Genomic DNA, 25162 nt, shown 5'->3' on the forward strand with positions numbered 1-25162 from the left:
ATAGTCTCAATCTCTCATTCAACCGCTTATATAATGTGGAGATTCAATTTATTAATCCAGATCCCAACCTCCACCCAAGGCTCGGTATAGCTGTACATTGGTTTGCAATCTGGCTGCTTTTAGATCTGCTAATTCGATTGCTGACTCCAATGTTCTGGTTTGTGCGTTGATTACCTCTAAATAGTTTGCATACCCTACCGAAAAAAGGGTATTGGCATTGGAAATACCCCGCTCAAGTACCGCCACTTCATACTGCTTGGTTTTTAACTGTTGGTCATAAGTATTCATTGCATTAATTAAGTCCAAGACCTCCAAATAGGCATTAAGGGTTTTCTTTTCATATTCAAGCAATGCCACCCGCTGATCAGCTTTTGCGATTTGGTACATTGTTTGGATTGCTCGACGGTTGAAAAGAGGAGCAGTTAACCCTCCCCCCAACTGATACATGGTCGAGGCTGGGGCCAGAAAAAGCTTACTGAAATCAAAAGCATTGAAACCCGCTATCCCCCTCAAATTAATAGTGGGATAGAAAGCGGCTTTTGCTGCATTAACATCCGCATTGCTGGCTTGAAGCTGAAGCTCTGCTTCCCTCAAATCAGGACGATTTTTGATCAATTCCACAGGTAGTCCTGTCAGCAGCTCCTTCTGAATCACAATCGCACTATCCAGGTCCGTGCGTTCAGAACCAAAATCCAAAGTCCCAACCAATCGGGCCAGGTTAAATTCTAATGACTTTAGTTCTCTTGTCTTCGCTTGAAATTTTGCTTTGGTATTTAGCGACAGGGCCTCAAACTGGTCTATTGCGAGCTGGTTGGCACGTCCGCTCTCCTTGAGCTCAATAATCAGTTCCAGCGCCAATTCCTGAAGATCTATATATTCCTGAAGAGTATGTAACTCTTGATCAAGTGCCAGTAATTGATAATAAGCCGTAGCTACTTCAGCAATCAGCCAAGTGCGTACATGACGGCTCATTTCTTGGCTAGCTAAATAGCGGGCTACCCCTGCTTTTTTTCTATTTCTGAGTTTTCCCCAGACATCAATTTCCCATCCAAACTGCGCATTGAGAAAAAAATCCGGATAGGGATCAGGGATTTGTTTGTCTTCTGGTACAAACTCTGAGAAATTGGTATCATTATTCCCCACCCCATCCATGGTGTATTCCCCAAACTTCCGCTGTGAAGCTCCAGCCCCCAAACTGAAACCGGGTAATAAACTACTCTTTGCTTGAAGCATGGTTGATCGAGCAGCTTTCACCTTTTCTAGTGTGATTTGATTATCCTGATTATTTCTCAGAGCCAAGGTGATCAATTGCTTCAAATATTCATCCTGAAAGAAATCCTCCCAAAAAACTTGAGAGCTATTTCCCAGGGAATCCGTCACCAACCCTTCATATTCAGCAGGCAGCTCAACTCTTGATTTAGGGGATGGATTATGTTGTACTTTACAAGCTGCCAGAATCGTAAGCAGCAGAATGATTGATAATCTAAATTGCTTCATGATTAGGCTTGACTGGTAGTTAATTCAGTTTCCATTTGCTTTTTTCTGGACTTTTTTGCCTTAAAATGGCTGTCTATACTTTCGAAAATGACAAAGAGACCGGGAATCAGCAACACACCCACCAGGGTACCGATGAGCATTCCACCCGCAGCAGCTGTTCCAATGGTTCGATTACCTATTGCCCCTGCACCAGAAGCTAAAGCGAGGGGAATCAATCCGCTTATAAAGGCAAAAGAAGTCATCAAAATAGGACGCAACCGTTCTACTCCTCCCCTAATTGCACTTTCCAAAATTGAAAGCCCTCTTTTGCGGTTTTGGATAGCGATCTCAATAATCAGAATGGCGTTCTTGCCTAATAAACCGATTAGCATCACTAAAGAAACTTGAGCATAGATATCATTTTGTAGTCCTACCCAATAAAGAAAAAAGTAGGAGCCAAATATCCCGGCCGGAAGTGATAGAATCACGGGCATAGGCAACAGGTAACTTTCGTATTGTGCGGCCAAAAGCAAATACACAAAAAGCAAACAGATAAGAAATATATAAACTGCTTGATTTCCAGAAGCAATCTCCTCTCGAGTGATACCCGACCAGTCAATCGAAAAACCTCTAGGTAAGGTTTCTAACGCCACCTCCTCTACCGCCTGAATAGCATCTCCAGAGGAGAAACCCGCTGCAGCCTCCCCTGAGACCAATGCCGAATAAAACATGTTGTACCGAGTAAGCTGTTCAGGCCCATAAACGCGCTCCAAACTCACAAAATTGGAATAGGGTACCATCTTTCCATCTTTATTTTTAGCAAACATATCGAGTAAGGATTCGGGAGAAGTCCTGTATTCAGGAGAGGCCTGAATCATCACTTTGTACATTTGACCATAGCGGATAAAATTGGATGCATAAAAACTCCCAATGTAGCCCTGTAGAGTTTTCATCGCATCCTCCACCGATACACCCAACTTGGCTGCTTTGTCATGATCTACAGAAATCATAAATTGAGGGAAATTGGGGTCAAAATTGGTAAATACCTCACTGAGCTCTTCCCGCTCATTAAGTGCGGCTACAAACTCCTCGGTAACCTGGGCCATATTATTCAACGCTCCCCCAGTCCTATCCTGAAGCCTCAACTCAAATCCTGAAGCATTTCCAAAACCGGGCACGGGAGGAGGTGCAAAAAACTGAATATCTGCCCCCTTGATATGAGAAGTACGACTAGAATAATCCAAAATCAACTCGTTTACACTTTGCTCCCGCTCATCCCATGATTTAAGGTTGATCATTCCCATGCCATAAGAGGCTCCAGAAGTTTCGGTCAACAGACTATATCCTGCTAGTGTGGAAATAGTTTCTACTTCTTGGAGTGGCAAAAGAGAAGCCTGTACTTGGTCCATGATTTCTGAAGTCCGGTCTACTGTAGCACCAGGAGGTGTGGTAACATTGACATAAACCATCCCTTGATCTTCATTGGGAATAAACCCTGTTGGGACAATAGAAATCATTCCATAAGTCATCACAAAAAACAAAATCAACACCCCGAAGGTCAGGCCTCTTCTTCCTGCGGTAGCTTGAATTATATGCTTATACTTGGACTCCAGAGAATCATAGCGTTGATTAAATCCATTGAAGAACCGTTGCACCCTGTTCAATTTGGTCTTCTTTTGCCCTTGAACAGGTTTCAAAAGCATTGCACATAAGGCAGGAGACAAGGTCAACGCATTGATCCCGGAAATGACAATGGCAATGGCCAGTGTGAGAGAAAATTGTCGATAGAAAATCCCAACTGGCCCTGAGAGGAAGCTTACGGGTACAAAAACCGCAGACATCACTAAGGTGATCGCCACAATTGCACCTCCAATTTCCTTCATAGCTTCTAAGGTAGCATCTAGGGAATTGAGGTGAAGGTCATGCATCTTTACGTGCACCGCCTCCACCACTACGATTGCATTATCCACTACAATACCAATGGCTAAAACCAGAGCAAATAGCGTTAGCAAATTGATGGAAAACCCAAAAAGCTGCATAAAAAAGAGGGTACCCACCAATGAAACTGGTACTGCAATCGCCGGTATCACGGTGGAACGAAAATCTTGCAGAAAAAGAAATACTACCAAAAACACTAGAAGAAAAGCTTCAATAAGGGTTTTTACTACTTCAGCAATGGAGGCATCCAAGAACCGACTTACGTCGTAGGAAACATTGTAGGTCATACCTGGAGGAAAGGAAGTATCTTGCAACTCATCCATCTTCGCTTTGATATTGGCAATGACCTCCCTAGCATTGGAACCTGGCCTTTGCTTGAGCATGATTGAGGCTGAGGGACGACCATCGGTCATCGAGACCATATTGTAATCCAAAGCATCAAACTCGATATCAGCCACGTCCTTTAACCGAAGTAAAGAGCCGTCGGGAAGCGCCTTTAATGTGATGTTTTCGTATTCTGCTTCTTCACTGAATTTCCCGGTATATTTTAGCACGTATTGCAAGGCCTGGGGGTCACGGTCTGAACTGATCCCAGATTTCCCCGGTGCTGCTTCCACATTCTGACTTTGAATAGCTTCGGTGATGTCTTGAGGGGAAATTGAATAGGCCGCCATTCGATCTGGTTTCATCCATACCCGCATGGCATAATCCTTCATCCCCATAATTTCAGCACGACCTACTCCATCGATCCGCTTGAGTTCAGGGAGAATATTTATATCCGCAAAATTGTATACAAACTTCTCATCCTGTGAGTCATCGGTAGTTACTAAATTAAGGTAAAGCAGCATGCTGTTAACTTCCTTTTCGGTCATTACTCCTGCTCGGATTACCTCTTCGGGTAATTCATCGATAACCGTGGCAACCCGATTTTGTACATTTACTGCCGCTTGATCAGGATCTGTACCTACTTTGAAGACTATGGTAATAAGTGTAATTCCTGCATTCGTATTAACCGAATACATGTAGTCCATCCCCGGAACTCCATTGATTGCCCGCTCAAGTGGAGTAGCTACCGCCTTGGCTAATACTTCTGCATTGGCTCCAGTATATTTAGCTTCCACAGTCACCGATGGAGGCACTATATCAGGAAACTGGGTGATCGGAAGTGAAGTCAATGCTAGTAACCCCAAAAGCGTGATAAATACCGAAATAACAGTGGATAGAATCGGTCTTTTTATAAATAATTCTAGCATGATGGTTTAGTTAAAACGTACCAACAAATTGATCATAGGCGTCTTCTTTAGAAACAGGTACAGGCACTACGCGCGCTCCGTCGGAAACTTGTTGGATTCCTTCATAGACGATTTTATCCCCTGGCAGAAAGCTATCTGCCAAATAATAAAGCCCATAGCGTTGAATAGGCTTGAAACTTCTTACCCTAACCTTACCTTCTTTATCCACCAGATACACATAGGTGAAATCCTGAATCTCAAAAGTGGATTTTTGTGGGATTAAGAAGATATTCTCTAAGGTAGAATTCATCTGCACCCGACCAGAGGCTCCATGCTTAATCAACTGATTTGGATTCGGAAATCGTACCCTAAAACCAATTGAACCTGTTCCTGATTCAATATCTCCTTCAGTAGTTTCCAAAATTCCTTTATGGGGATATATTTGGCCATCAGACAAAATCAAGGTTAGCTCCTCGGTAATTTCTTTTGCTCCCCCCTTCGCAATTTTATCCCTCATGAAATTTAGGTACTCACTTTCATTCATCTTATAATAGGCAAAAACAGAAGAGATGTCAGTAATGGAAGTAAGGAGGTCATTTTCGGTAACCAAACTACCGGTCTTGAACGGAATTCTATCCACCAATCCGTCAAAAGGCGCTTTGATTGTGGTATAGGACAAGCCCGTCAATGCGGATTTGAGTTTGGATTCTGCCTCGGCAATTTGAGAATTAGCCACAGTCATTTTTGATTTGGCTAACTCAAGCTCTGAGGCTGAAATTATGTTCTTATCTACTAAAATTTGAAGTCGTTCTACTTCTACTTTTGCTGCCTGTTGTTCCGCCTGAGCCCTAGCCAGATTCGCTCGGGCTGCATTTACCAATTCACTGTACTCGGCGCTGGACAATTGAAAAAGTTTTTGTCCTTTGGTAACAAATTGTCCTTCGTCGACAAAAATTTGATCCACAAAACCTTCTACTTTGGACCGAACTTCTACAAATTGAATGGCTTGAATATCGGCTATATAAGCCTGAGGCACTTGCACTGTAGTGGGCAATAATTCCAACACCGGAATTTCTATTGCCTTTCTATTTTTCAATCTTCTCTTTTCTTTGGATTGACATGAAAAAAGAACTAGGAAGGGCAGTAATAGAAAAATAAGGACATGGGAATGGTCAATGGTTTTCCTGACGGAAAAACAACTAGTCTTTTCGATATTCATACTTTTGTAACTTGGATGATGGAAATAAAACAATCTTGTTTGACAGGCTCTCTGTCAGGGTGCATTAGCCCAGTTGAATTGAAGAAAGGGCTTGAAATCAAAATCGGCACTGGGGACTTGAGCATATCTCCTACTCAGTTTACCACTTAGAAACCTCAGACCACTCATTTCTGATTTTCTATCTCCCCCTTTTATTGGTGAATGGCTTGTATTTTTTCGACGGAGCTGAATTGCTGAATTTAAAAAAGCCTTCTTCAAAACAAGCTGATCAACGATCAGTGTATTAGAAGATTCAAACTGCAAGATTTCATTTTGCAGCATAAACTCTTCCGAGTCTTGAATAAAGACTAGACCCGAGAGCAGCATAGAGAAGAATATAAAGTGTGGTATTTTCATTTTTCCACCACCAGACTTTAAATCAGAATTTGTGAATAAAAGCTTTAGAATTTTGCGAAAATATTATTGAGAGCGTGAAAAATTCAACTATTTTCAATTTTAATCCCTAATTTTTATGTGAATGGTACTTTGGTTTACCTGCTTGAACAGTTCCTTTCCGTACCATACGATTTTTTGATCCAAGCAAGATCTCATTTTTTAAAAAAAGCTAATCTCTTTTCTTTTTTTAAAAAACCTAATCAATGCCTTGAAGTTATCTTTAAAATTTTGATTGGATGCGCTCAGTAATATCATTGGTGTTTCTTTTGGCATTGGGAGTTTTTGTCTACATCGGACAAAACGCTGCTAATTTGTCCAACCATGGTATTTTCTTCAGTTTGTATGAAATTTTAGATTCTGGACTCGAAGAAGAAAAAGAGGAAAAAGGAAAGTCCCTTGAATTGGACACTCCTAAAGCCTGTTGTTATCACTTCTTTATTGAATTTAAAGTCATCCATGCGCACGCCTATTTTTTAGGAAGATATCAATTGGTATTACCCCCTTTGGGTTTGCCTCCCGAACCAATTTTAGTCTAAACTCCCAGAGGTTTACTCCATTTCCAAATGGAATGACTTGCTGATCCAATCAGCTAAGTCAGGAATTTATCCCCAAAATCCTAAAAGTGGGATAAAGAGGGAGCCAAGTGTTCTCTAAAACAAAATCATCAAGATGAAAACTCTTCCGGTTAAATAGGGAAGAGCAAGTATATCTGCAATTACAAAAATGAGTTGTCAAATCACTCTAAACTAAGCAAAATGAAATTAAATTATAAGCTAGGAATAGCTAGCATGCTCCTACTATTTGTTATGTTAACTTCTGTTCAAGCTCAAAATACCGGTACGATTGCAAAACTTCTTGAACTGGAAGAAAATCAATATTTTGCAGACCGGGACAGTGCTTATTTGGACCCATACTACGGTTTGAAAAAGTTAATTTACGGTAACCGGAGATTTGCAGACGACAAAAGTATAAGGCCAAGACAGACTGATGCAGACTTGAAAAGTAATGAGTTGGGTCAGGCGCCTTTTGCGACCATCATCGGGTGTGCGGACAGCCGTGTGCCCAATGAAATTATCTTTGATCAAGGGGTTGGAGATTTGTTTATTACTCGTACTGCCGGTCAGGTAATGGCCGAAGCTTCCTATGGGACTATTGAGTATGCTACAGTAGTTCTTCAAACCAAATTAATCGTAGTCCTCGGGCATCAGTCCTGCGGTGCTGTAGATGCCGCCATGAAACTACCTGAAAACCCTCCGGGACACGTGGTCACCTTGATTAATGCCATTAAACCTGCATCTTTGAGAGCAAAGTCAGCCAACCTATCTCCAGATGATGCGCTCGACTTTGCGGTCAGAGAAAATGTAATCGAGCAAGTCAACATGCTTCGAAACTTGGAACCGGTATTGAGTAGGAAATCTGAAAATGGGGAAGTTCTTATCGTTGGGGCTGTTTACGATTTGGCATCTGGTTACGTCAATTTTATTGAAGAAACGATTACTAGCTTGCCAAAATTTTCAAACTAAATTGCAACCAAAAAAATGGGCTAGGTCCGCCCTAGCCCGCTATTTACCTTTATGAAAAAACATTTATTGCTGGCTATTGCGATTTTCACCGTATTCACTAGTCATGCCCAGTCAACAGTGGACGATGAACAGCTAGGTGCTTGGTACATGTATTTCTTTACCAAATCTTTTGAAAATAGCCGATTTGGCATCCAAGGGGATTATCAGTTCCGTTATTGGGATTTTGGTTCAGATAAAGAGCAATTACTACTCCGTACTGGTTTCACTTACAATCCCCTAAATACTAATATCCTTTTGACTGCGGGTTATGGATTTATTTCCTCCGGAGAATTCGGTGAAAGTCGGGAAAATATCGTCGAGCACAGGGTTTACCAAGAGGCGCTTATACCTCAGAAATTTGGTGGGCGGATATACCTGACCCATCGCTTCCGATTTGAGCAACGATGGGTGGATAACCAAGACACCCGTACTCGATACCGTTACAATATATTTATGAATATCCCTTTGAACAGGAGCAAATTGGAGAAAAAAGCAGTCTATCTTGCTCTCTATAATGAGCTCTTTATTAACGGACAAAAATCAATTGGTGATGGAAGAACGGTGGAATACTTTGATCGAAACCGAACTTATTTAGGATTAGGCTATGGTTTAAGGGACAACCTTCGAATGCAAGTTGGTTGGATGAATCAAACCGTTGATCGCTTTAGCAAAGCACAAGCACAACTCAGTCTTCACCATAGCTTCTAAAAAGACAAAAGCCCAAATCAGATTTCTGATTCGGGCTTTTTACTTTCAAATCTGTCCAAGCCAAAATAGAAATAAAATTGGTTGGGACAACTTCCCTTTAATCACCGGATTACTAATTGAAATAAATAAACTAAATCGCATTTCTATTCATTAAAACTAATTTGTGAATAAGGATCAAAAAAGGTTGGCTTCATTTAAATGAATTAACCCTTTCATGGTTCATCCCTATTTCAGCTCTAATTGCTCCACATTACCGGCTCCAGCCCCCCGAATCTGCTCATACAATTGAATCATCTCTTGAAGCTTTTCCGGATTGCTTTCTGCCAGATTGTTTTCCTGCCCAATGTCATCGGTCAAATTATACAATTGATAATCTTCGGCATTTCCCAATTCGATATTGACCTGACTCTGAACTGCCGGCCCTTGATAAGGCGGGATCATCACCCAGTCCCCTTTTCGAAGGGCTGTTTTTGTAGTCGCCTCCAATACAAACTCCGAGCGCTCTTGCTGACTTTTACCCATGAAAGTTGCTAGCAAATTCTGACTATCCGGAGCGGTTGACTCCACCCCAACCAAATCCGCAATCGAAGCCATTAAATCAATCTGAGTTACCAAAGCATCAGACACGCCCGGCTCAATTTTCCCTTTCCAATAGGTTGCAAAAGGCACGCGAGTTCCAGCTTCAAATAAACTGTATTTTCCTCCACGAAGCGGTCCTGCAGGCGTATGATCTCCCAATTTCTCCACTGCCTCATCGTAATAGCCATCATTCAAAACCGGACCATTATCACTGCTGAATACAATCAGCGTATTTTCCAAAACCCCTTCTTCTTCCAGTGTCTTCAAAAACTCACCAATCACCCAGTCCGCCTCCAAAATCACATCTCCGCGAGGTCCCATTCCGGATTTTCCTTCAAATCTGGGATGAGGAGTTCTCGGAACATGAGGCTGCTGCAAAGCATAATACAGAAAGAACGGCTGACCGGAATTGGCTTTCTCTTTCACATAGCTTTGTGCCTTTTCCAAAAAATGATCTGCCATATCCACGTCACTCCATTTGGCTGCCTCCCCCCCTTTCATATAACCAATTCGAGGTACACCATTCACAATGCTGTTGTTATGCCCATGATGCCATTTCATTTCTACCAGCTCGGGATGAGTCAATGCTGTAGGTTCTCCGGGGAAATTCTCTTCATAACTTACCTCAATCGGATCACTCGGGTCCAAATTGACCACATAACCATCTTCGATATAGACGGTCGGAACTCTATCCTGAGTCGCTGCCAGAATATAAGAATAATCAAAGCCCACCTGATTAGGGCCCGGACTGATTTTTTCATTCCAATTTACATTTCCGGAGCCCAATCCCAAATGCCATTTGCCCACAATTCCCGTCGCATATCCCTGATCCCGGAGCAGTTTGGGCAGCGTGTATTGTGCCGTATCAATCAAAAGCGGAGCAGTTCCGGGAAGGATTTTAGCATTTTTATTTCGCCAAGGATAAGTTCCCGTCAAGATCGCATAGCGACTGGGCGAACAGGTAGCCGAGGAAGCATAGCCATTGGTGAATTTCACTCCCCCATTAACCAGTCTATCCATATTTGGTGTTTCTAAAGTTCCTGCTTCATAAGCACTCACATCCCCATAGCCCAAATCATCCAGATAAATAAAGACAATATTGGGTTTTTCTGTTGTGGATTCTTCCTGAACTTTCGCTTGCTGGCAACTGAAAAACAGGGCAATCGAACACAAAGAGAGGAATGAGGAAATCTGGGTTATTTTCATAGGTTCAAGTTTTAATTATTGATGGGTTGCGTCAAAAGATAGGTTTTATCGTAAAGGTCACGTTGTCTTGCTTTCCACTCGGCACCCTCCAAGAAAACTGGATGTGGCAATGCAAGGTCCCAATCCCCAAGTTTTTTGAGTAGTTCCTGGGTGATTTCGGGATACTCATTTGCTAGATTATTGAGTTCTGAGGGATCTCGAGAAAGATCAAATAGCAAAGGCAGACGATCGGGCAACCGGATCAGCTTCCAATTGTCCTCCAAAATGCCCGCTGAGATCGTAAAACGCCAGGTTAGACTGGGATGCGGAGCTTCACTTTTTTCTCCCAAAACATAAGGCATTAAGTTTTTGCCGTCCAGCTTTTCAGTTTCGAAATTTATCCCAGCCGCTTCCAAAAAAGTAGGCATCAAATCGAGTGAAGAGATTGCTTGATCGAATCGGGAATTGGCCGGAATTTTGGCTGGCCATTTTATCATAAAAGGAACGCGTAGGCCCCCTTCGAGTAAAATTCCCTTTTGACCATTGTAGGGTGCATTGAGCGAAGCATTGCTGTCCACAGGACCACCGTTGTCACTGAGGAAAACCACAATTGTATTTTCCTCCAATCCTTCCGATTCAAGCGCATTCAGGATTTTACCCACATTTTGATCCAATCGATGTACCATGGCCAAATAGGTCCTTCGATCGGGATCTTGGATGTGGGCAAACAAAGCCAAATCTTCCTCAGTCGCTTGCAAAGGAGCGTGAGGGGCATTAAAGGAGGCATAGAGGAAGAAGGGTTCATCACTATGTCTTCTAATAAAATCCACACATTCGTCTCCCTTGTCATCAGTCAAATAAGTGATCGCTTGTGGTTTTTTGTAATTGCTGATCAATGGCGTCAAATAGCCTTTTCCTTCGGGTTCTGATTTGAAATAATGATGCCCTCCTCCAAGGTATCCCCAAAACTCATCAAACCCGCGATTGAGCGGATGAAACTGTTCCTGCGAACCCAAATGCCATTTCCCTACCAATCCAGTCACATACCCGGCTTCTTTCAGTCGATCAGCCATGGTTTTTTGATCCACCGGCAAGCCGGCAAAAGCAGGATCAAATCCCTTTTGATTTTCCGCCAGGTTATTGTCATAGCCGAAGGTTACCTGATTTCTTCCTGTCAACAATCCCGCCCGAGAAGGACTACAAACCGGAGCAGAAACGTAGCCTTGTGTAAACTGAACTCCGGATTTTGCAATCGCATCGATATTCGGTGTTTGAATCTGATTACTTCCCGTCAAGCTCAAGTCAGCGTAGCCCAGATCATCTGCCAAAATCAGAATGATATTGGGTTTTTGCTCTTGGGCAACACTGAAGAAACCCAATCCAAAGATCAGAAATAAAAATATCCCTATCGTTTTATTCATCGGTGCTTTCATTTTGATCAAAAAAAGACAAATCCCACTGATCTTTCCAACGTATGATAGGGTTGGAGTTTTCAAATTCCACCGGAAGGAAAATATATTTTCCATCGATGGGATTCTCTGGGGTCCAGCGATCTCCGACGAAGATAAACGCGTCCTCCTTTCCCAGAACAGGAATCACCGCTGTACTCTGAGACCAAAAAGTCGTCTTCATTTCTTCTTCCGTACCACGTGTCGGATTACCTAGAGGCTTCCAAGGTCCCAAAGGGTGATCGGCCACGGCAGATTTCCCGGGATTGGGTTTCCAGCCGGTGAGTCCTGAAGAGAACATGTAATATTTTCCATCTTTTTTGAATAGAGCCGGAGCTTCATTTTGCTGTCCGGGGAGTACACGCGTGTAGCGTCCCGTATGACTCAAATAGTCATCGCTTAATTCGGCCACATGGAGGGTTTGATTATTTTCGGAGGAGAAAAAGTGATAGGCTTTCCCATCATCATCCACAAAAAGTGTCATATCCCGAGCCATTTGACCCCGCTCAAAATCTCTTCTCAGAAATATCCCGTCAACAACCGCTTCCTTCCACTCGGCAGACCAAGCCTTCAGTTCATCCAAATTCACCGGCTTGGACTTCAAGCTATCCGGATAATTTTCGGGCCAGATCCCCGCATTGGGATTGACACTCTCGATGTAGGTATAGGGACCTGTAATCTGATCGCTGACTGCCACTCCGGTCAATGCCGCATCATATCCTTGGCCTTTCAGTTCATGATGAAACCACATCACAAATTTCCGGGTCCTCTCATTGTAAATCACCTTGGGTCGCTCGATTACACAGCCCTTCACCAGGAGAGAATTGGGGTCATCGTGCACTTCCAGTGCTACGCCTTCATTCTTCCAATTGTAGAGGTCTTTGGAGGAATAGACGCGCACCCCCACATGGGCTTTATTTCCCTCCTTGCCTGCGATTTTATGCTCCCCAAACCAATAATAGGTATCCTCATGGATCAAAAAGCCTCCACCATGCGCATTGATGTGAACCCCTTGATCATCCTTCCATTCTTTTCCGGGAAAGAAATGCTGATAATCAACCTGAAATCCGAAAAGTCCGATTCCCAGTAGGAAAAAGAAAGTACTAAAAGTGATCATTGCTACCTTCCTCATGGCTTTTCAACAAAATTAATGGCTCCAATGCCAGGATTTTTTCCATTAGGATTTCCCAAGATATCCTGTTTTAAATTCATTTCCCCCATCAAACCAAACTGGTCAGCGGGTAAAAAAGGAATGGCGATTCCTTTCAGCATTTCACTTTTTTGAGGAATATAATCTTTCACAGACATTCCGCCAGGATTAGCAAATTCCACATTTCCAAAGTGAGAATCTTCCGGCTGAATGAGCGCCTGCATCGGCCAGTTTTCAGCATGGAGGAACAGATTATTTTTGAAAAATACATCTTCAATCGCACGGGAAGATTTATCATCGGGTTTGTATTGGTCTCCGTCCACGAGTTGGCTTTTTCCTTCGATGTGAAAAATATTATTAGCGATCAAAACGCCCTTTGAGCGATTGTCGATGGCTATTTTGGACACGATATCCTCGTCCACATAGATGGTATTGTTGTAAATATAGGAATTGACAGGGCCTTTTCTCGGCTTCTTTCCTCCTTGGTAGCCGCTCAGCCAAAGAGTTTTTCCTTCCTGAAAAGCGCCATTTTCGCCTTTGACTCGATGGCCGTCATTGACGCTAATATTGTAGCGATAGGCGCAGTTGTAATTATTCCCCAGAATCTCACAAAATCCTCCTGCATTGTACGCGCTCAGATTGTACTGCAGAATAATATTATCACAGTTGAAATCAATATGCGCGCCTGCTGAGTCCCCAGGACCATTCGCATAAAGAAATTGGTTCTTTTCGATCAGCACCATGGAACTGCCCCAGGTCCAGAGCCCGCTGCCTCTGCCCCACTTTCGGCTGTCATCGGTACTTCCAGAATGACTTACCCGATTGTCTGCCACATAGACAAACTTGACTCCAGACATCTGAATTCCCGGCCCGCCTACCTGCTTGACTTGGTTTCCTGTAATGGTAATATTTCGGATGGATTGCTGATTATTTCCGGTGAGTTTGATTCCAGTATGAGCCAAATTTCGAATGGTACAATTTTTAATTACCACCTGCTCGATTTCCTGATCTGGCCCATTGGCCATCAGCCGAATTCCCCAACCGTATTTTTGGGTTCCATTGGCCGTTTTAACTTCAGATTCCCCACGTTGAAAGCCCACCGATTCGTAAAATATCTGCTCGATTTGCAGTTCTTCTAATAAAATATTGCTCGTCGAACTCCCCATGGTCGATCTCACCAAAACTCCAACCCGCATGGGAAAAGAGGCCTCAGTATTCCCTTTTCCATTGGCTTGAATTCGAAGATTCTTCACTTGAATATGGGCCGAATTTTGAATCAAAACTCCAGCTTCCTCTCCAGCGGCATTGATCAGTGCAAAAGGCAATTCAGAGTTTCCAAAAGATTGAATGATCAGCGGGGTTTCTTTTATCCCCTTAAATTTGTCAATTAAAATACTGCCTTTGAATTCTTCTCCCGAGGCCAATAAAATTCGGTCTCCGGGTTTTAGCTCCAAGCTTTGGATTTTGGATAAATTTTGAAAAGCCTCCTCGGCACTTAATCCGGACTGGGCATCCGAACCCTTGCGGGGATGGAAATAATAATCTTTCGCAAAAAGCGATGTACTAAGGAAGAAAGTCAGAGAGAAAGCTGAAAACAGCAATCGGTAATGGCTAAATAGGTTCACAGAATTGGGTTTATCGAATTATTTTTTCTTTTTAAATCGGTCCGGGTTTAAGCGGGAATATTCTTTATCCTGCAACAAACCCAAAAACCGGGGGAGCTCCAAGGTTTCGTTCCAGGTCTCAATCAATCCTCGTAGTCGCTCAGAAAGCGATAGATTTTTTTGCTCCAAATTCAGCTTTTCACTCCAATCCGAATCGAGATCAAACTGAAATACTCGATCAGGTAGGGTGATTAATTTTTGATCCAAGTGTCGAATTGCAAATCGTTTGGCGTCGTAATTTCTCCAATACAAAGCCTCATGAGGCCTCCCTGAATTTTTTCCTGTCAGATAGGGAATCAAATTCACCCCATCCAACTCATTTTTGGGATTTACAGATGCCAAAGCGGCGGCAGTGGCAAAGATGTCAAGCGAGATCACCGGGTATTCGTAGCTTGCTCCAGAAGGGATTTTCCCCTTCCATTGTACGGCAAAGGGTACTCTGATTCCCCCTTCGAAGAAATCTCCTTTGAATCCTCGTAGTGGCGCATTGCTTGACGCATTGTCTTTGGTCGGTCCGCCATTATCAGAGAGGAAAAAGATCAGCGTGTTTTCTGTCAGACCGAGTTCCTCGATTTTGTCCAGTAAATCCCCTACTCCATCATCCACAGCAGAGACCATTGCCGCATAGGTTCGACGCTTTGGATCAGGGATCGTTGGAAACCGATCCAAGTATTTTGGGATTGCCTGCATGGGCGCGTGGGGAGCATTATAAGCTAAATAGAGGAAAAAAGGCTGATTTTGGTTTCGCTCCACGAAACTCACCGCTTCGCGGGAAAGCGCATCGGTCAGGTATTCGGTTTCCTCTACTCGCTCTTCATTTCGTAGCAATTTGGTTCGGTAGGCATCAAACTGAGCAGAGATCTCCGAAAGGTCTTGAAAGGTGTACTCTTCCGAAAAATAGCGATGACCTCCGGAAAGAAATCCATAAAACTCATCAAATCCCCGCTGATTGGGCCGTTGGCTTGGGTGCGCACCGAGATGCCATTTGCCGAGAACGCCCGTTCGGTAACCCGCTTTTTTCAGTAATTCGGCCATCGTCTCCTCGGATTGTGGCAAACCCATTGTAGAGTCCTTGGGTGCCATCAGGGGATTTCGCGAAAAACCAAAGCGATCCTGATAGCGTCCCGTGATCAATCCCGCCCTACTCGGTCCACAAACAGCAAAGGACACATAGCCATTGGTGAAAACCGTCCCGTTTTTGGCGATTCGATCGATATTGGGCGTTGGAATTTCGGTGCTTCCATTAAAGCCCACATCAGCATAGCCTTGATCATCGGTCAGAATGATGACCACATTAGGAGGGGATTGCTGCCCAAAAGCAGGAATAGCCAATGCAACGAATAGAAATAGGAATGCCTTAATGTAATTCATGTTCTATAATTGATTTTCAAAGGTCACAGGGAATCTCGCAGGGTTGATAACCAGTGCGTGACTTTTGAGTCATGCTTGATATCATTTGAAAACCAAACACCGCCCCCGCCAAAGGCAGAGGCAGTGTATCTATCTATGTAAAAACCCTAATTGATTAATTCCAGACTGGATTTTGTACCAAGTTTGGATTGGCATCCAGCTCAGATAACGGAATCGCAAAGACTTCAGACCTTCTTCCACGATACTCCGGATTGTAAGGTCCCACAGGATCGGCAGCAGCACGGGCGTAAGCCTCTTCTACTTCTCCCCAACGCTTTACGTCAAAGAAGCGAAGTCCTTCGAAAGCCAATTCCACCCGTCGCTCCAATTTCACCAAATCCAGTAATTCTTCCTGACTCAAGGCAGTTCCGTTTACTTCGGTGACGGTAGGCATTCCCGCCCGTTCGCGGATTTGATCCAGCAAATCATAAACCTCCGCGTACTGGCCAGTTTCTGCCAAAGCTTCCGCCCGCATCAGCAATACATCCGCATATCGAATGACATAAAAATCCTGTCCTCCCGGTGCCCCAGGATTGATTCCATCGTCGGAGACATCGTTTCTGACATATTTTTTCAAACCAAACGTAGTTGCTGTATTTCCTCTAAAAGGACGATTGAGGTAGAGTAGGAAAATATCCCCATTAAAATAAACCGAATGCCCCAAACGCGGATCCCGATTTGCTTTTCTATCAGCTGGATCATACAGGGGAGACTCCGAAATCGGCAATCCATCAGAAGCTAAATACGCGTCCACCATATTAGGCATGGGCTGGACATTTACCTTAGGAATTCCCAAAAAGGTAGAAGAAAATGTCTCCCCGTTATTGGACTGATCCTGAATAAAACGAACCGAGAAAATGATTTCAGGAGACTGCTCAGCATTTTCGGTGAAAAGCTGTCCATAATCCGGATGCAAGGAATAGCCAAGTCCCATGATTTCTGAAGTCAGATTCAGCACTTCCTGATAGTTGCTATTGTACAATTCGAAGCGGGCAAGCAAACTCAAAGCTGCTCCACGGGTCGCATAACCAAACTGAGAGGCCGGATAGCTCACTGGCAAAACTGCCGCTGCCTCACGCAATTCTTGCTCGATAAAAGCACGGATTTCTGAGTAATTGGCTTTGGGCACGTAGGCTTCTTCCAAAGTCTGAAATTCGGTAATCAACGGTGCATCTTCGAAGTATACTGCCAAATGAAAATAGAACAGAGCTCGGAGGAATTTGACCTGTCCGATCAAGGCATCCTTATTTTCCGCATCGATATTTTCAGCAGGGATATTCTCGATATTTTCCAAGGCATTATTTGCCCGTCCAATTCCCCGGTAAAGTGAGGACCAAAAAGAATTGAAAAATCCATAGGAAGGATCAGCGCGACCCTCCACAAAGTTACCGGGGCCTTCAAATTTGTAATTGTTGAAGGTATTATCCGCAAAACTATCATGCTGAGGCAGTCCGGCTGTTCCATTTAGATTACCGCTATACATCACTCTGTCTTGCAAGACCTCGTAGATACCGTTGATGCCCAAAAGCGCATCCTGTTCATTTTGCCAGAAATTTCCTTCTGCCAATTGAGTTAAGGAACCCCGCTCCAGATAATCCTCTGAGCAAGAGAATGAGAGAAGCCCCAGAAATATAAATATGTAGGTTATCTTTTTCATCTTTATTAGAATTTAAGGTTGACACCAGCAGAGATTACTTTGTAAAGCGGGGTCGTCAAGTCGGTCGCACCACCACGCTGTCGCTCCGGATCAAAATTCTCCACTTTGGTGAACGTGAGTAGATTTTGTCCACTGACGAAGATTCGAGCCCGCTGCATCAAAGCCACTTTGGAAAGCTCGCTTGGGAATGTATATCCCAATTCGATATTTCGCAGTCTCAGATAGGACATATCCTGTATATAAAAGGTAGATGTCACTGTGTTATTCACCCCTCCCAATCGTGGGAGTGTCTCGGATGGATTTTCGGGAGTCCATCGGTCAATCCAATAGGAAAGCGCATTATTCCGATCTCCTGGCATGGGCTGTTGACCATTGCTATCGAGGATACGGTCTATTCTGCCTACACCTTGAAATACCACACTTAAGTCAAAACCAGAATATTGAAGATTGGCATTAAGTCCATAGATCCACTTGGGGAAAGGGTTTCCGATGACCGTACGGTCAAAAGCATCAATCACCCCATCCGGCTCTCCATCCGGTCCGGAAAGATCCGCATAGCGCAAATCTCCGGGTGCTGTTTGATTGTTTCCAAATTGCTGAGGAGCAGCATCCACTTCTTCCTGAGTTTGGAAGACTCCCTCCACTTGATAGCCATAGTAGGCATTAAATGGTACCCCTATTCGGATAATGGTCTGGCCAGAAATGGTCTCTTCCCCCCCAGGTCCTAAATCAGTCACTTCATTGTCTGCCATTTTAGTCACATTGGCACTGAGATTCATTTTCAATTTTCCGATAGTTTCTCGGTAGTTTAAAGTCATTTCAATTCCGCTATTTTCCATCCCCGCCGCATTTTGCGCAGCTAGGTTGGTCACCCCGATCGAGCTCGGGATGGGAAAATTGGTGTACAGAATATCCGAACTCACCCGCTTGAAATAATCCGCGGTGATAGTTAATCTGTTGTCCAAAAGCGCAATGTCGGCTCCGATATCAAACTGCTCGATGGTTTCCCAGGTGATAAACGGATTGGCCAAAGAAGTCAAAGCTACCGCAGGTACAATGACGTCTTGTCCCAGATGATAATCCAGTCCTGTATTGTAGGTCTGCTCAAAAATGTAATTTCCGATCCGGTCATTACCACTCAATCCCCAGCTCGCACGAAGCTTCAGATCGGAGAGAAAGCTGGAATTTTCCAAAAAGGATTCTCTTGCAATATTCCAGCCTGCTGAAAGCGAAGGAAAGGTTCCGTATCGATTATTCCCTCCAAATTTGGATGAGCCATCTCTACGTACATTCGCTTCAAATAGATAACGCTCCTCGTAATTGTAATTGACCCGGGCAAAGAATGACTGCCAGGCTTCTTCAGAAGCTCCCCCAGATACCGAAGGATTGAGAACTCCTCCCCCATCAAATTCCTGGATGGCATCGGACGGGAAGCCCTGCAAGGAACCATTAAAACCATCCACTTTGTCATAAATGACTGAGTGACCGACTAGGAATCCAATATTATGTTTTCCCAGAATACTGGCATTATAGCGTAAAATATTTTCATTCAATAGGCGATAGTTAAAGTTCAGGTTGTTGGAAAGTGAATTAAGATCATTTTGATTGACCACATTTCCTTCCCAGTCCCGAGTAGTCAATCGAGGATTGAAATTGGAAATATTGGCAAAGTTGATGATTGCACTTCCACTGGTTTCGAAGAAAAGTCCCTCTGCCAACTTAGCTGTCAGCCCAATTCGCTCACTGATATTGATATTGTCTCTGGAATAATCTCCCCGAGTCCCCGTCAAGAGTACATTGTTGATTGGGAAGGAAAAGTTGACGTTTTCATACGCGCCATCTACGATTCCAAACTCCCCGTTTTGATAATAGACCGGAACGGTTGGTGAAGAGCGCTGAAACTGATTGATAATCCCAGTTTCTCCAGTGATGGCACCAGCACCTCCTGTTGGCCCCATAAATCTAGACCAATACGCATTGGTGACATTGGTGATGGTCAACCAGTCATTGGGTTTGACATTGAGGTTGATTCCTAAATTAATCCGGTCTGATTTGAACTTTCCCTGAACAACCGCCTCTTGATTGAGGTAGCCAAGCGAAAGTCGATAAGTCATCCGGTCTGTGCCTCCGGAGGCAGATAAATAATGATTTTGGATCGGTGCATCTCTCAAAGCCACCTGTGCCCAATTGGTATTGGCAAACTGATCGGGATTACTACCTGTACGAATCGCCTCAATATCGGCTTCTGAATAGCGCAATGGAGCATCCGGTCCATTAACATTTCTTGTGCGCTCGTTAAATAATGTGGCGTAATCCACACCGTCTAAATATTCAGGCACCACGGTCACGCGTTGAAAACCGGTAAAAGCATTATAATCCACGGAAAATTTACCTTTGGTTCCTTTTTTAGTAGTCACCACCAACACGCCATTGGCACCACGTGCTCCGTAAATCGCAGAAGCCGAAGCGTCTTTTAAGACAGAAATACTTTCGATATCCGAAGGAGCCAGGTTATTGAATTCAGCCAATCCTTCGTATTGAATATTGTCAATCACAACCAAAGGATTGGTTCCTCCAAAAGTACCAATTCCTCGAATGGTGATTGCCGAGCCATCCGAGCCTGGAAGACCCGTTGATTGAGTCAGCTGTACACCGGAAAATTTACCGTACATCAACTGAGCCGAATTGGTTACAGGAGTATTGACCGCATCGTCAAATTTTAAAGTTTCGACGGCTCCGGTCATGTTGAGTTTCTTTTGCTCTCCATAGCCCACCACTACGATCTCTTCGAGTAGTTCTTCCGATTCGGCAAGCGTAATATCTATCGTACTTTGATTGCCCACGGTTAATTCTTGTTTGCTAAAACCAATCAGACTAAAGACCAACACGGATTGTGGCGAAGACACTGAAATGTTGTATTCCCCATTGATATCGGTTACCGCTCCATTATTGGTATCTTTCTCAAGCACCACCACACCGGGCAGTGCTTCTCCATCTGGGGTAGAAATTTTTCCTTTGACATTCACCGCCTGAAATGCCCAGGCTGGTGCAATCGAAAAGAGAATTAACCATGCCATCAGGAGGATTTTTTTATCCGTAAGAATCTTCACGCGCTCCCTGCATGGCGTGGATCCCTCGCTTTTTTGATGTTCCATAGAAGGAAGATTTTGGGTTATTGATAAATTCATGAAGCTAAGATGAGTAAACTTAGTCTGATTAATGGGGTACAAATCGAGCAATCCGGAGGCTAAATCGGCCAGATTGGCCATTAAATGGTGTTTTTGAAATTTCACCCCAATTTGAACGATCAGGCCTAAATCGCTTGAAAAAATGTGCTCTGAAGTGGAAATAAAAAAGATCTCATTTTGTCTTTTCGACAATCTTCAATTTATATTCCGAAGGAAGGCAATCAAACTGCTGCTGAAAGGACTTTTTGAAGTGCTTGTAATCATTAAAGCCAACCTCGTAGGCCACTTGACTTAATTTAGTATTAGTTTGGAGGATGATTTGAGCAGCTTTTTTCAATCGCACCGAGCGGATAAAGGCGGTGATCGAAAGCCCGGTTAGGGATTTGATTTTTCGGAATAGGGTGGATTGACTCATAAAAAGCTGATCCACCATCATTTCGATTCCAAAGTTTTCATTTTGGAGGTTTTCATTGACGAGCTGGATAGCCTTTTCAATAAATACCGCATCCATGTCCGTTTCGGTAGCCTTTTCCGTATTCGGCTCAAATCGAACTTTATTTAAATAATATTCACGGAGTTTATTGCGATTTTCAAGGATATTGGACACCCTTGTTTTGACGATCCCCGAATTAAACGGTTTGGTGATGTAATCCTCAGCGCCCGTTTTTAGACCTTCCATCTCATAGGTCAAAGATGTTCGTGCGGTCAGTAAAATTACGGGGATATGGGAGGTCGTGATTTGACTTTTAACTTGCCTGCAGAGTTTGATCCCGTCCAAGCGAGGCATCATCACATCACTGATGATCACATCGGGGATTTCTTGGTTGATCAGTTCCCAAGCGGCGAGCCCGTCCTCAGCTTCTAGAATCTCATATTCATCTTCCAGCAAGCCTCTCAAATATTTTCGAATATCCTCATGATCATCTGCGATCAATATCCGGGCAGATTTGGGCGATACTTCTATTTTCAGATTACCTTGCTCTTGGATTTCGATCTCGGTGAGTAGGTTCACTTTTTCTTCCTCAGTGTCAATGGATAGACCTTTTCCGTATTCGACCGGAAGTAGAATTTTCACTTGTGTGCCTTTCCCTTTTTCGCTTTGAATACTGATTTCACCTTCATGGAGATCTACAATATTTTTTGAAAAGGCCAATCCAATCCCGCTTCCCACCAGGTTGGACGTTTCGGCGTTTTGCACCTGATAAAACCGATCAAAAACCCGGGCCGATTCTTCCGGACTCATGCCGATACCGGTATCCTCAATCTCAAGGGTAAGTTGTCCGGACTCTACGCGAAGTCGGAGGTCAATTTCACCTCCTTGGCGGGTATATTTAAAGGCATTGGAAAGCAAATTGCACAGTACGATTTCCATCTGATTGCGGTCAAATTCCAGAAGGAGCTTATCCGCATTGGATTCAAAGTGATAGGAAATTTGCTTTTGTGAAGCCAGATTCTGAAAACTCAAAAAGACCTCTTTCGAAAATTCGACAAAATCGGCAAAGTTCAAATGCAGCTTCAAAAGCCCATGCTCGGATTTTCTGAAATCCAGCAACTGATTAATTAGGCGAAGCATGCGCTTGCTATTGGTCTCGACCAGCAAAAGTTTTTCTTTGACCGATTCCTTAAAGTCAAACTGCTCCAAAAGCTCCGTCACCGGACTGAGTATCAAGGTAAGAGGCGTTCGGAATTCATGGGAAATATTGGTAAAAAAGGTGATTTTGGCTTCATTTAGCTCATGTTCCTTTTCCTTTTCGATCTGAATAATCTGAAGCTCAGCCCTCAATTTGGCTTGACGAAGGGAGATATATCGAATTAGTAAAACTATCCCTAAAGCCAGCGCCACATAAAACACAAAGGCATACCATTGTAGCCATGGTGGAGCCTGAATCGAAATCAATAACGATCGCACCGGACTCCAGTCCTGATTGTTGCGACTGGCACGAATCATCAATTCATAATCTCCCCAAGGAAGCCCTGTAAAACTCAGTTGATTTAAGGTACCCAATTCGACCCATTCCTCGTTCATCCCCTTTAGCTGATAGGCATAAGCGACATTATCTGGCCCGAAAAAGTCATTCACTGCGAAATTGAGAGAGAGGTGGTTCTGGGAATAATCCAAATTGATTTTAGAGGCATTCTGAATGGAAGTTTCTAAAATCACAGAGCCGTCCACTTCATCTCCCACATGAAGAGCTTGATTGTTTACCGTCAGCTTGGTTAATACCACCTTAGGGACATTAAAAACTTCTTCGATCTGATCAGGGACAAAGGAAACCAAACCATTGGACCCCCCAAAATAAATCCGTCCACGCTGATCCTTAAATGAAGAGCCGCTATGAAACGAGTTAATCAAGATACCGTCTTCGCGATCAAAATTGATGAAGCTTTTGGATTCAGGATTAAATTTAGTCACGGTCGTGGTCGTACTCAGCCAAAGATTTCCAGCTTGGTCCTGCTCGAGGGCACAGACAAAATCATTGACCATTCCACTGCCTTTTTCATAAAAATCCTGGAAAATCACCTGCTCACCTTCCAGTCCTACCGTGGCCAAACCAATCGGTGTAGCTAGGTACATTTGCGATCCGTCAATCAATAAATCATTGATGATATTGATATCGAGTCGATCTCCAAAAATGGCTTCATGACTTAAAAATTGCTGGGTGGATTCGTCAAAGCGATTGAGCCCAGAATAGGTACCCAGCCAAATCCTGCCCTGAGAATCCTCTTTGATTTGGCTGATTCGATTATTTTGGAGCTTTCGTTGATCCTCATTTTCATTAAAAATGAGCCAATCCCCAAAATTTGGGAAGGCAGAAAAATCCGCCATTTTCATTCCTGACTGCTGCGTCCCTACCCAAAGCCGTTCCTTGGAATCAACCAAAATTGCGGTAATTTTTTGGTAAGGTAAATAGTGCTGAGCTTGATCTAGGTTTCCGTTTTTGGCTATATAAAGTCCCAGTCCCGTCCCGATGAATAAGTAATCCCGGTATTCGTAAAGGGTGTGCACTTTGGCCCTATTGATGGCTTTTTCGATTTGATAGCTGTTACCCAATCGATTGGAGTAGAGTCCTTCGGTGAGTGTCCCTTTGTAGGAGTCCCCATTTTGGGAGATTAGAAAAGCGGTAATATTCCGATCCGACAGGGTTTCGGATGGTGTCGTGGTGGCAAAATTAAATCCTTTGTTTGGATACAGGATCAACGCTCCGCCGTGGGAAGTACCCAACCAAGCAATCCCGTTTTCGTCAATGTCAATACTAAGAATAATCGAGTAGTTGATGTTTTCGACAGTAGACCCCTGAGGATTGGTATTGATTTTTCGAAAATTTTGAACCTGCTCATCACTAATGAAAAGCCCATCTCCCCAGCTCCCGATCCACAGTCTCCCCCGCTGATCCATTCCCAGACTTTTAACAAAATTGGCAGAGATGCCTATCTCATGGCGTTGGATCTTTTGACTTTCTTGGTCAAAAGAGGCTAAAATTACCTTACGCTGCGAATTTCCAATCATCCAGATTTTTTGCCTTTGCGTATCTTCAATAAGATTGGAAGGCACCATTCCTGTAGAGAAACGAATAAGACGGTCTTCTGAAGGATCGAATTTCATCAGTTCATGGCCGCTGATAAACCAAATATTCCAAAATTGATCGGCGATAATTTGTTGTACCGGTTGCTTATATTGAAAATGATCGGTGACCTTTTCCGTTTTGGGATCCAAAACAAACACGCCATTTCCCCAAGTGCCAATCCAGATTTGCCCATCCTTGGATTGATTGATGGCTATTACGCGAAGAGGTTTGTCGGTAAAGTCAGCAAATGATTCGTTAAAAGAGCGGATTTGGTTTTTCTGGGGATCAAGTTTGGAAAGCCCTCCCCCTTTGGTCCCGATCCAAATCATATGCTCCTGGTCTTTGAAGAGGGTTTCGATATTTTCATTTTCCAATTCCGGATAGCTGGCTCCTGGTTTATATTCTGAAAAATCATAGCCATCAAATTTGGTGATCCCCCCTTCGGTTGCAAAATACTTGAAGTTGTATTCATCGCTGACCACTTTGGTGACGTAATTACTGAGCAATCCACGTCTGACATTCAAGACGTCAATGGTGAATTCTTCGGCCCGGTTGTCCTGAAAGGAAAAAGCAAAAGAACTAAAGCTAAGCAGGAGCCAGCATGTAAGGATATAAGTTCGCATCGAATGGGAACAGGGGTATTTTGGGTTTGTGGGTAATTTAAGTCTTTTTCAAGACTACAGACAGCAATTTTATAAGAAAAGCCAGGTCATTGATAAGTAACTCCTTTCTTATTCAGCTGTTT

The 25162-nt window shown here is 43.5% G+C and carries 15 protein-coding genes; 3 read left to right on the forward strand and 12 right to left on the reverse strand.

The window, feature by feature from the left end:
- Window positions 1-51: 51 nt before the first annotated feature.
- The 4 genes from Q0L00_RS14425 to Q0L00_RS14440 form a co-directional block, all read right to left on the reverse strand.
- Window positions 52-1497 carry a TolC family protein gene (locus Q0L00_RS14425; RefSeq protein ID WP_297337592.1) on the reverse strand — a complete coding sequence of 482 codons (1446 nt, stop codon included), beginning with the start codon at window positions 1495-1497 and terminating at the stop codon, window positions 52-54.
- A gap of 2 nt (window positions 1498-1499) precedes the next feature.
- Window positions 1500-4667, reverse strand: coding sequence for an efflux RND transporter permease subunit (locus Q0L00_RS14430; protein ID WP_297337593.1), 3168 nt, complete (start codon window positions 4665-4667; stop codon window positions 1500-1502).
- A 10-nt stretch (window positions 4668-4677) separates the two neighbouring features.
- Entirely contained in the window at window positions 4678-5742 is a 1065-nt protein-coding gene (locus tag Q0L00_RS14435; protein ID WP_297337594.1) for an efflux RND transporter periplasmic adaptor subunit, read from the reverse strand.
- Between the two features lie 177 nt (window positions 5743-5919).
- Window positions 5920-6261, reverse strand: a complete 342-nt coding sequence (locus tag Q0L00_RS14440; RefSeq protein ID WP_297337595.1) for a hypothetical protein — start codon at window positions 6259-6261, stop codon at window positions 5920-5922.
- A 275-nt stretch (window positions 6262-6536) separates the two neighbouring features.
- On the opposite strand from Q0L00_RS14440, the gene Q0L00_RS14445 reads away from it, so the two are divergent.
- The 3 genes from Q0L00_RS14445 to Q0L00_RS14455 all read left to right on the forward strand — a co-directional run bounded on the left by Q0L00_RS14445 (window position 6537) and on the right by Q0L00_RS14455 (window position 8570).
- Window positions 6537-6836, forward strand: coding sequence for a hypothetical protein (locus Q0L00_RS14445; protein WP_297337596.1), 300 nt, complete (start codon window positions 6537-6539; stop codon window positions 6834-6836).
- Between the two features lie 219 nt (window positions 6837-7055).
- A complete protein-coding gene (locus Q0L00_RS14450; RefSeq protein ID WP_297337597.1) occupies window positions 7056-7823 on the forward strand; it encodes a carbonic anhydrase in 768 nt (255 codons plus the stop codon).
- A 51-nt stretch (window positions 7824-7874) separates the two neighbouring features.
- Entirely contained in the window at window positions 7875-8570 is a 696-nt protein-coding gene (locus Q0L00_RS14455) for a DUF2490 domain-containing protein (RefSeq protein WP_297337598.1), read from the forward strand.
- A 225-nt stretch (window positions 8571-8795) separates the two neighbouring features.
- Here the strand turns inward: Q0L00_RS14455 and Q0L00_RS14460 are convergent, their stop codons facing one another.
- From Q0L00_RS14460 to Q0L00_RS14495, 8 genes are all read right to left on the reverse strand, one after another.
- Window positions 8796-10355, reverse strand: coding sequence for an arylsulfatase (locus tag Q0L00_RS14460; protein ID WP_297337599.1), 1560 nt, complete (start codon window positions 10353-10355; stop codon window positions 8796-8798).
- Window positions 10356-10366: 11 nt separating this feature from the next.
- The gene (locus tag Q0L00_RS14465) at window positions 10367-11755 is read right to left on the reverse strand and encodes a sulfatase (RefSeq protein ID WP_297337600.1); all 1389 of its coding nucleotides are present in this window, start codon (window positions 11753-11755) and stop codon (window positions 10367-10369) included.
- Entirely contained in the window at window positions 11748-12914 is a 1167-nt protein-coding gene (locus tag Q0L00_RS14470; RefSeq protein WP_297337601.1) for a glycoside hydrolase family 43 protein, read from the reverse strand. The genes Q0L00_RS14465 and Q0L00_RS14470 overlap by 8 nt, the downstream gene beginning before the upstream one ends.
- Window positions 12911-14557 carry a right-handed parallel beta-helix repeat-containing protein gene (locus tag Q0L00_RS14475; protein ID WP_297337602.1) on the reverse strand — a complete coding sequence of 549 codons (1647 nt, stop codon included), beginning with the start codon at window positions 14555-14557 and terminating at the stop codon, window positions 12911-12913. The genes Q0L00_RS14470 and Q0L00_RS14475 overlap by 4 nt, the downstream gene beginning before the upstream one ends.
- Before the next feature lie 18 nt (window positions 14558-14575).
- Window positions 14576-15967, reverse strand: coding sequence for a sulfatase-like hydrolase/transferase (locus Q0L00_RS14480; protein ID WP_297337603.1), 1392 nt, complete (start codon window positions 15965-15967; stop codon window positions 14576-14578).
- Window positions 15968-16121: 154 nt separating this feature from the next.
- Window positions 16122-17663, reverse strand: a complete 1542-nt coding sequence (locus Q0L00_RS14485; protein WP_297337604.1) for a RagB/SusD family nutrient uptake outer membrane protein — start codon at window positions 17661-17663, stop codon at window positions 16122-16124.
- 5 nt (window positions 17664-17668) lie between these two features.
- A complete protein-coding gene (locus Q0L00_RS14490) occupies window positions 17669-20818 on the reverse strand; it encodes a TonB-dependent receptor (RefSeq protein WP_297337605.1) in 3150 nt (1049 codons plus the stop codon).
- Between the two features lie 205 nt (window positions 20819-21023).
- On the reverse strand, window positions 21024-25040 hold the full coding sequence (locus Q0L00_RS14495; protein WP_297337606.1) for an ATP-binding protein: 4017 nt from the start codon (window positions 25038-25040) through the stop codon (window positions 21024-21026).
- Between the last annotated feature and the right edge of the window lie 122 nt (window positions 25041-25162).

Source organism: Algoriphagus sp. (assembly GCF_024305035.1).
In the GTDB taxonomy this organism is placed as follows: domain Bacteria; phylum Bacteroidota; class Bacteroidia; order Cytophagales; family Cyclobacteriaceae; genus Algoriphagus.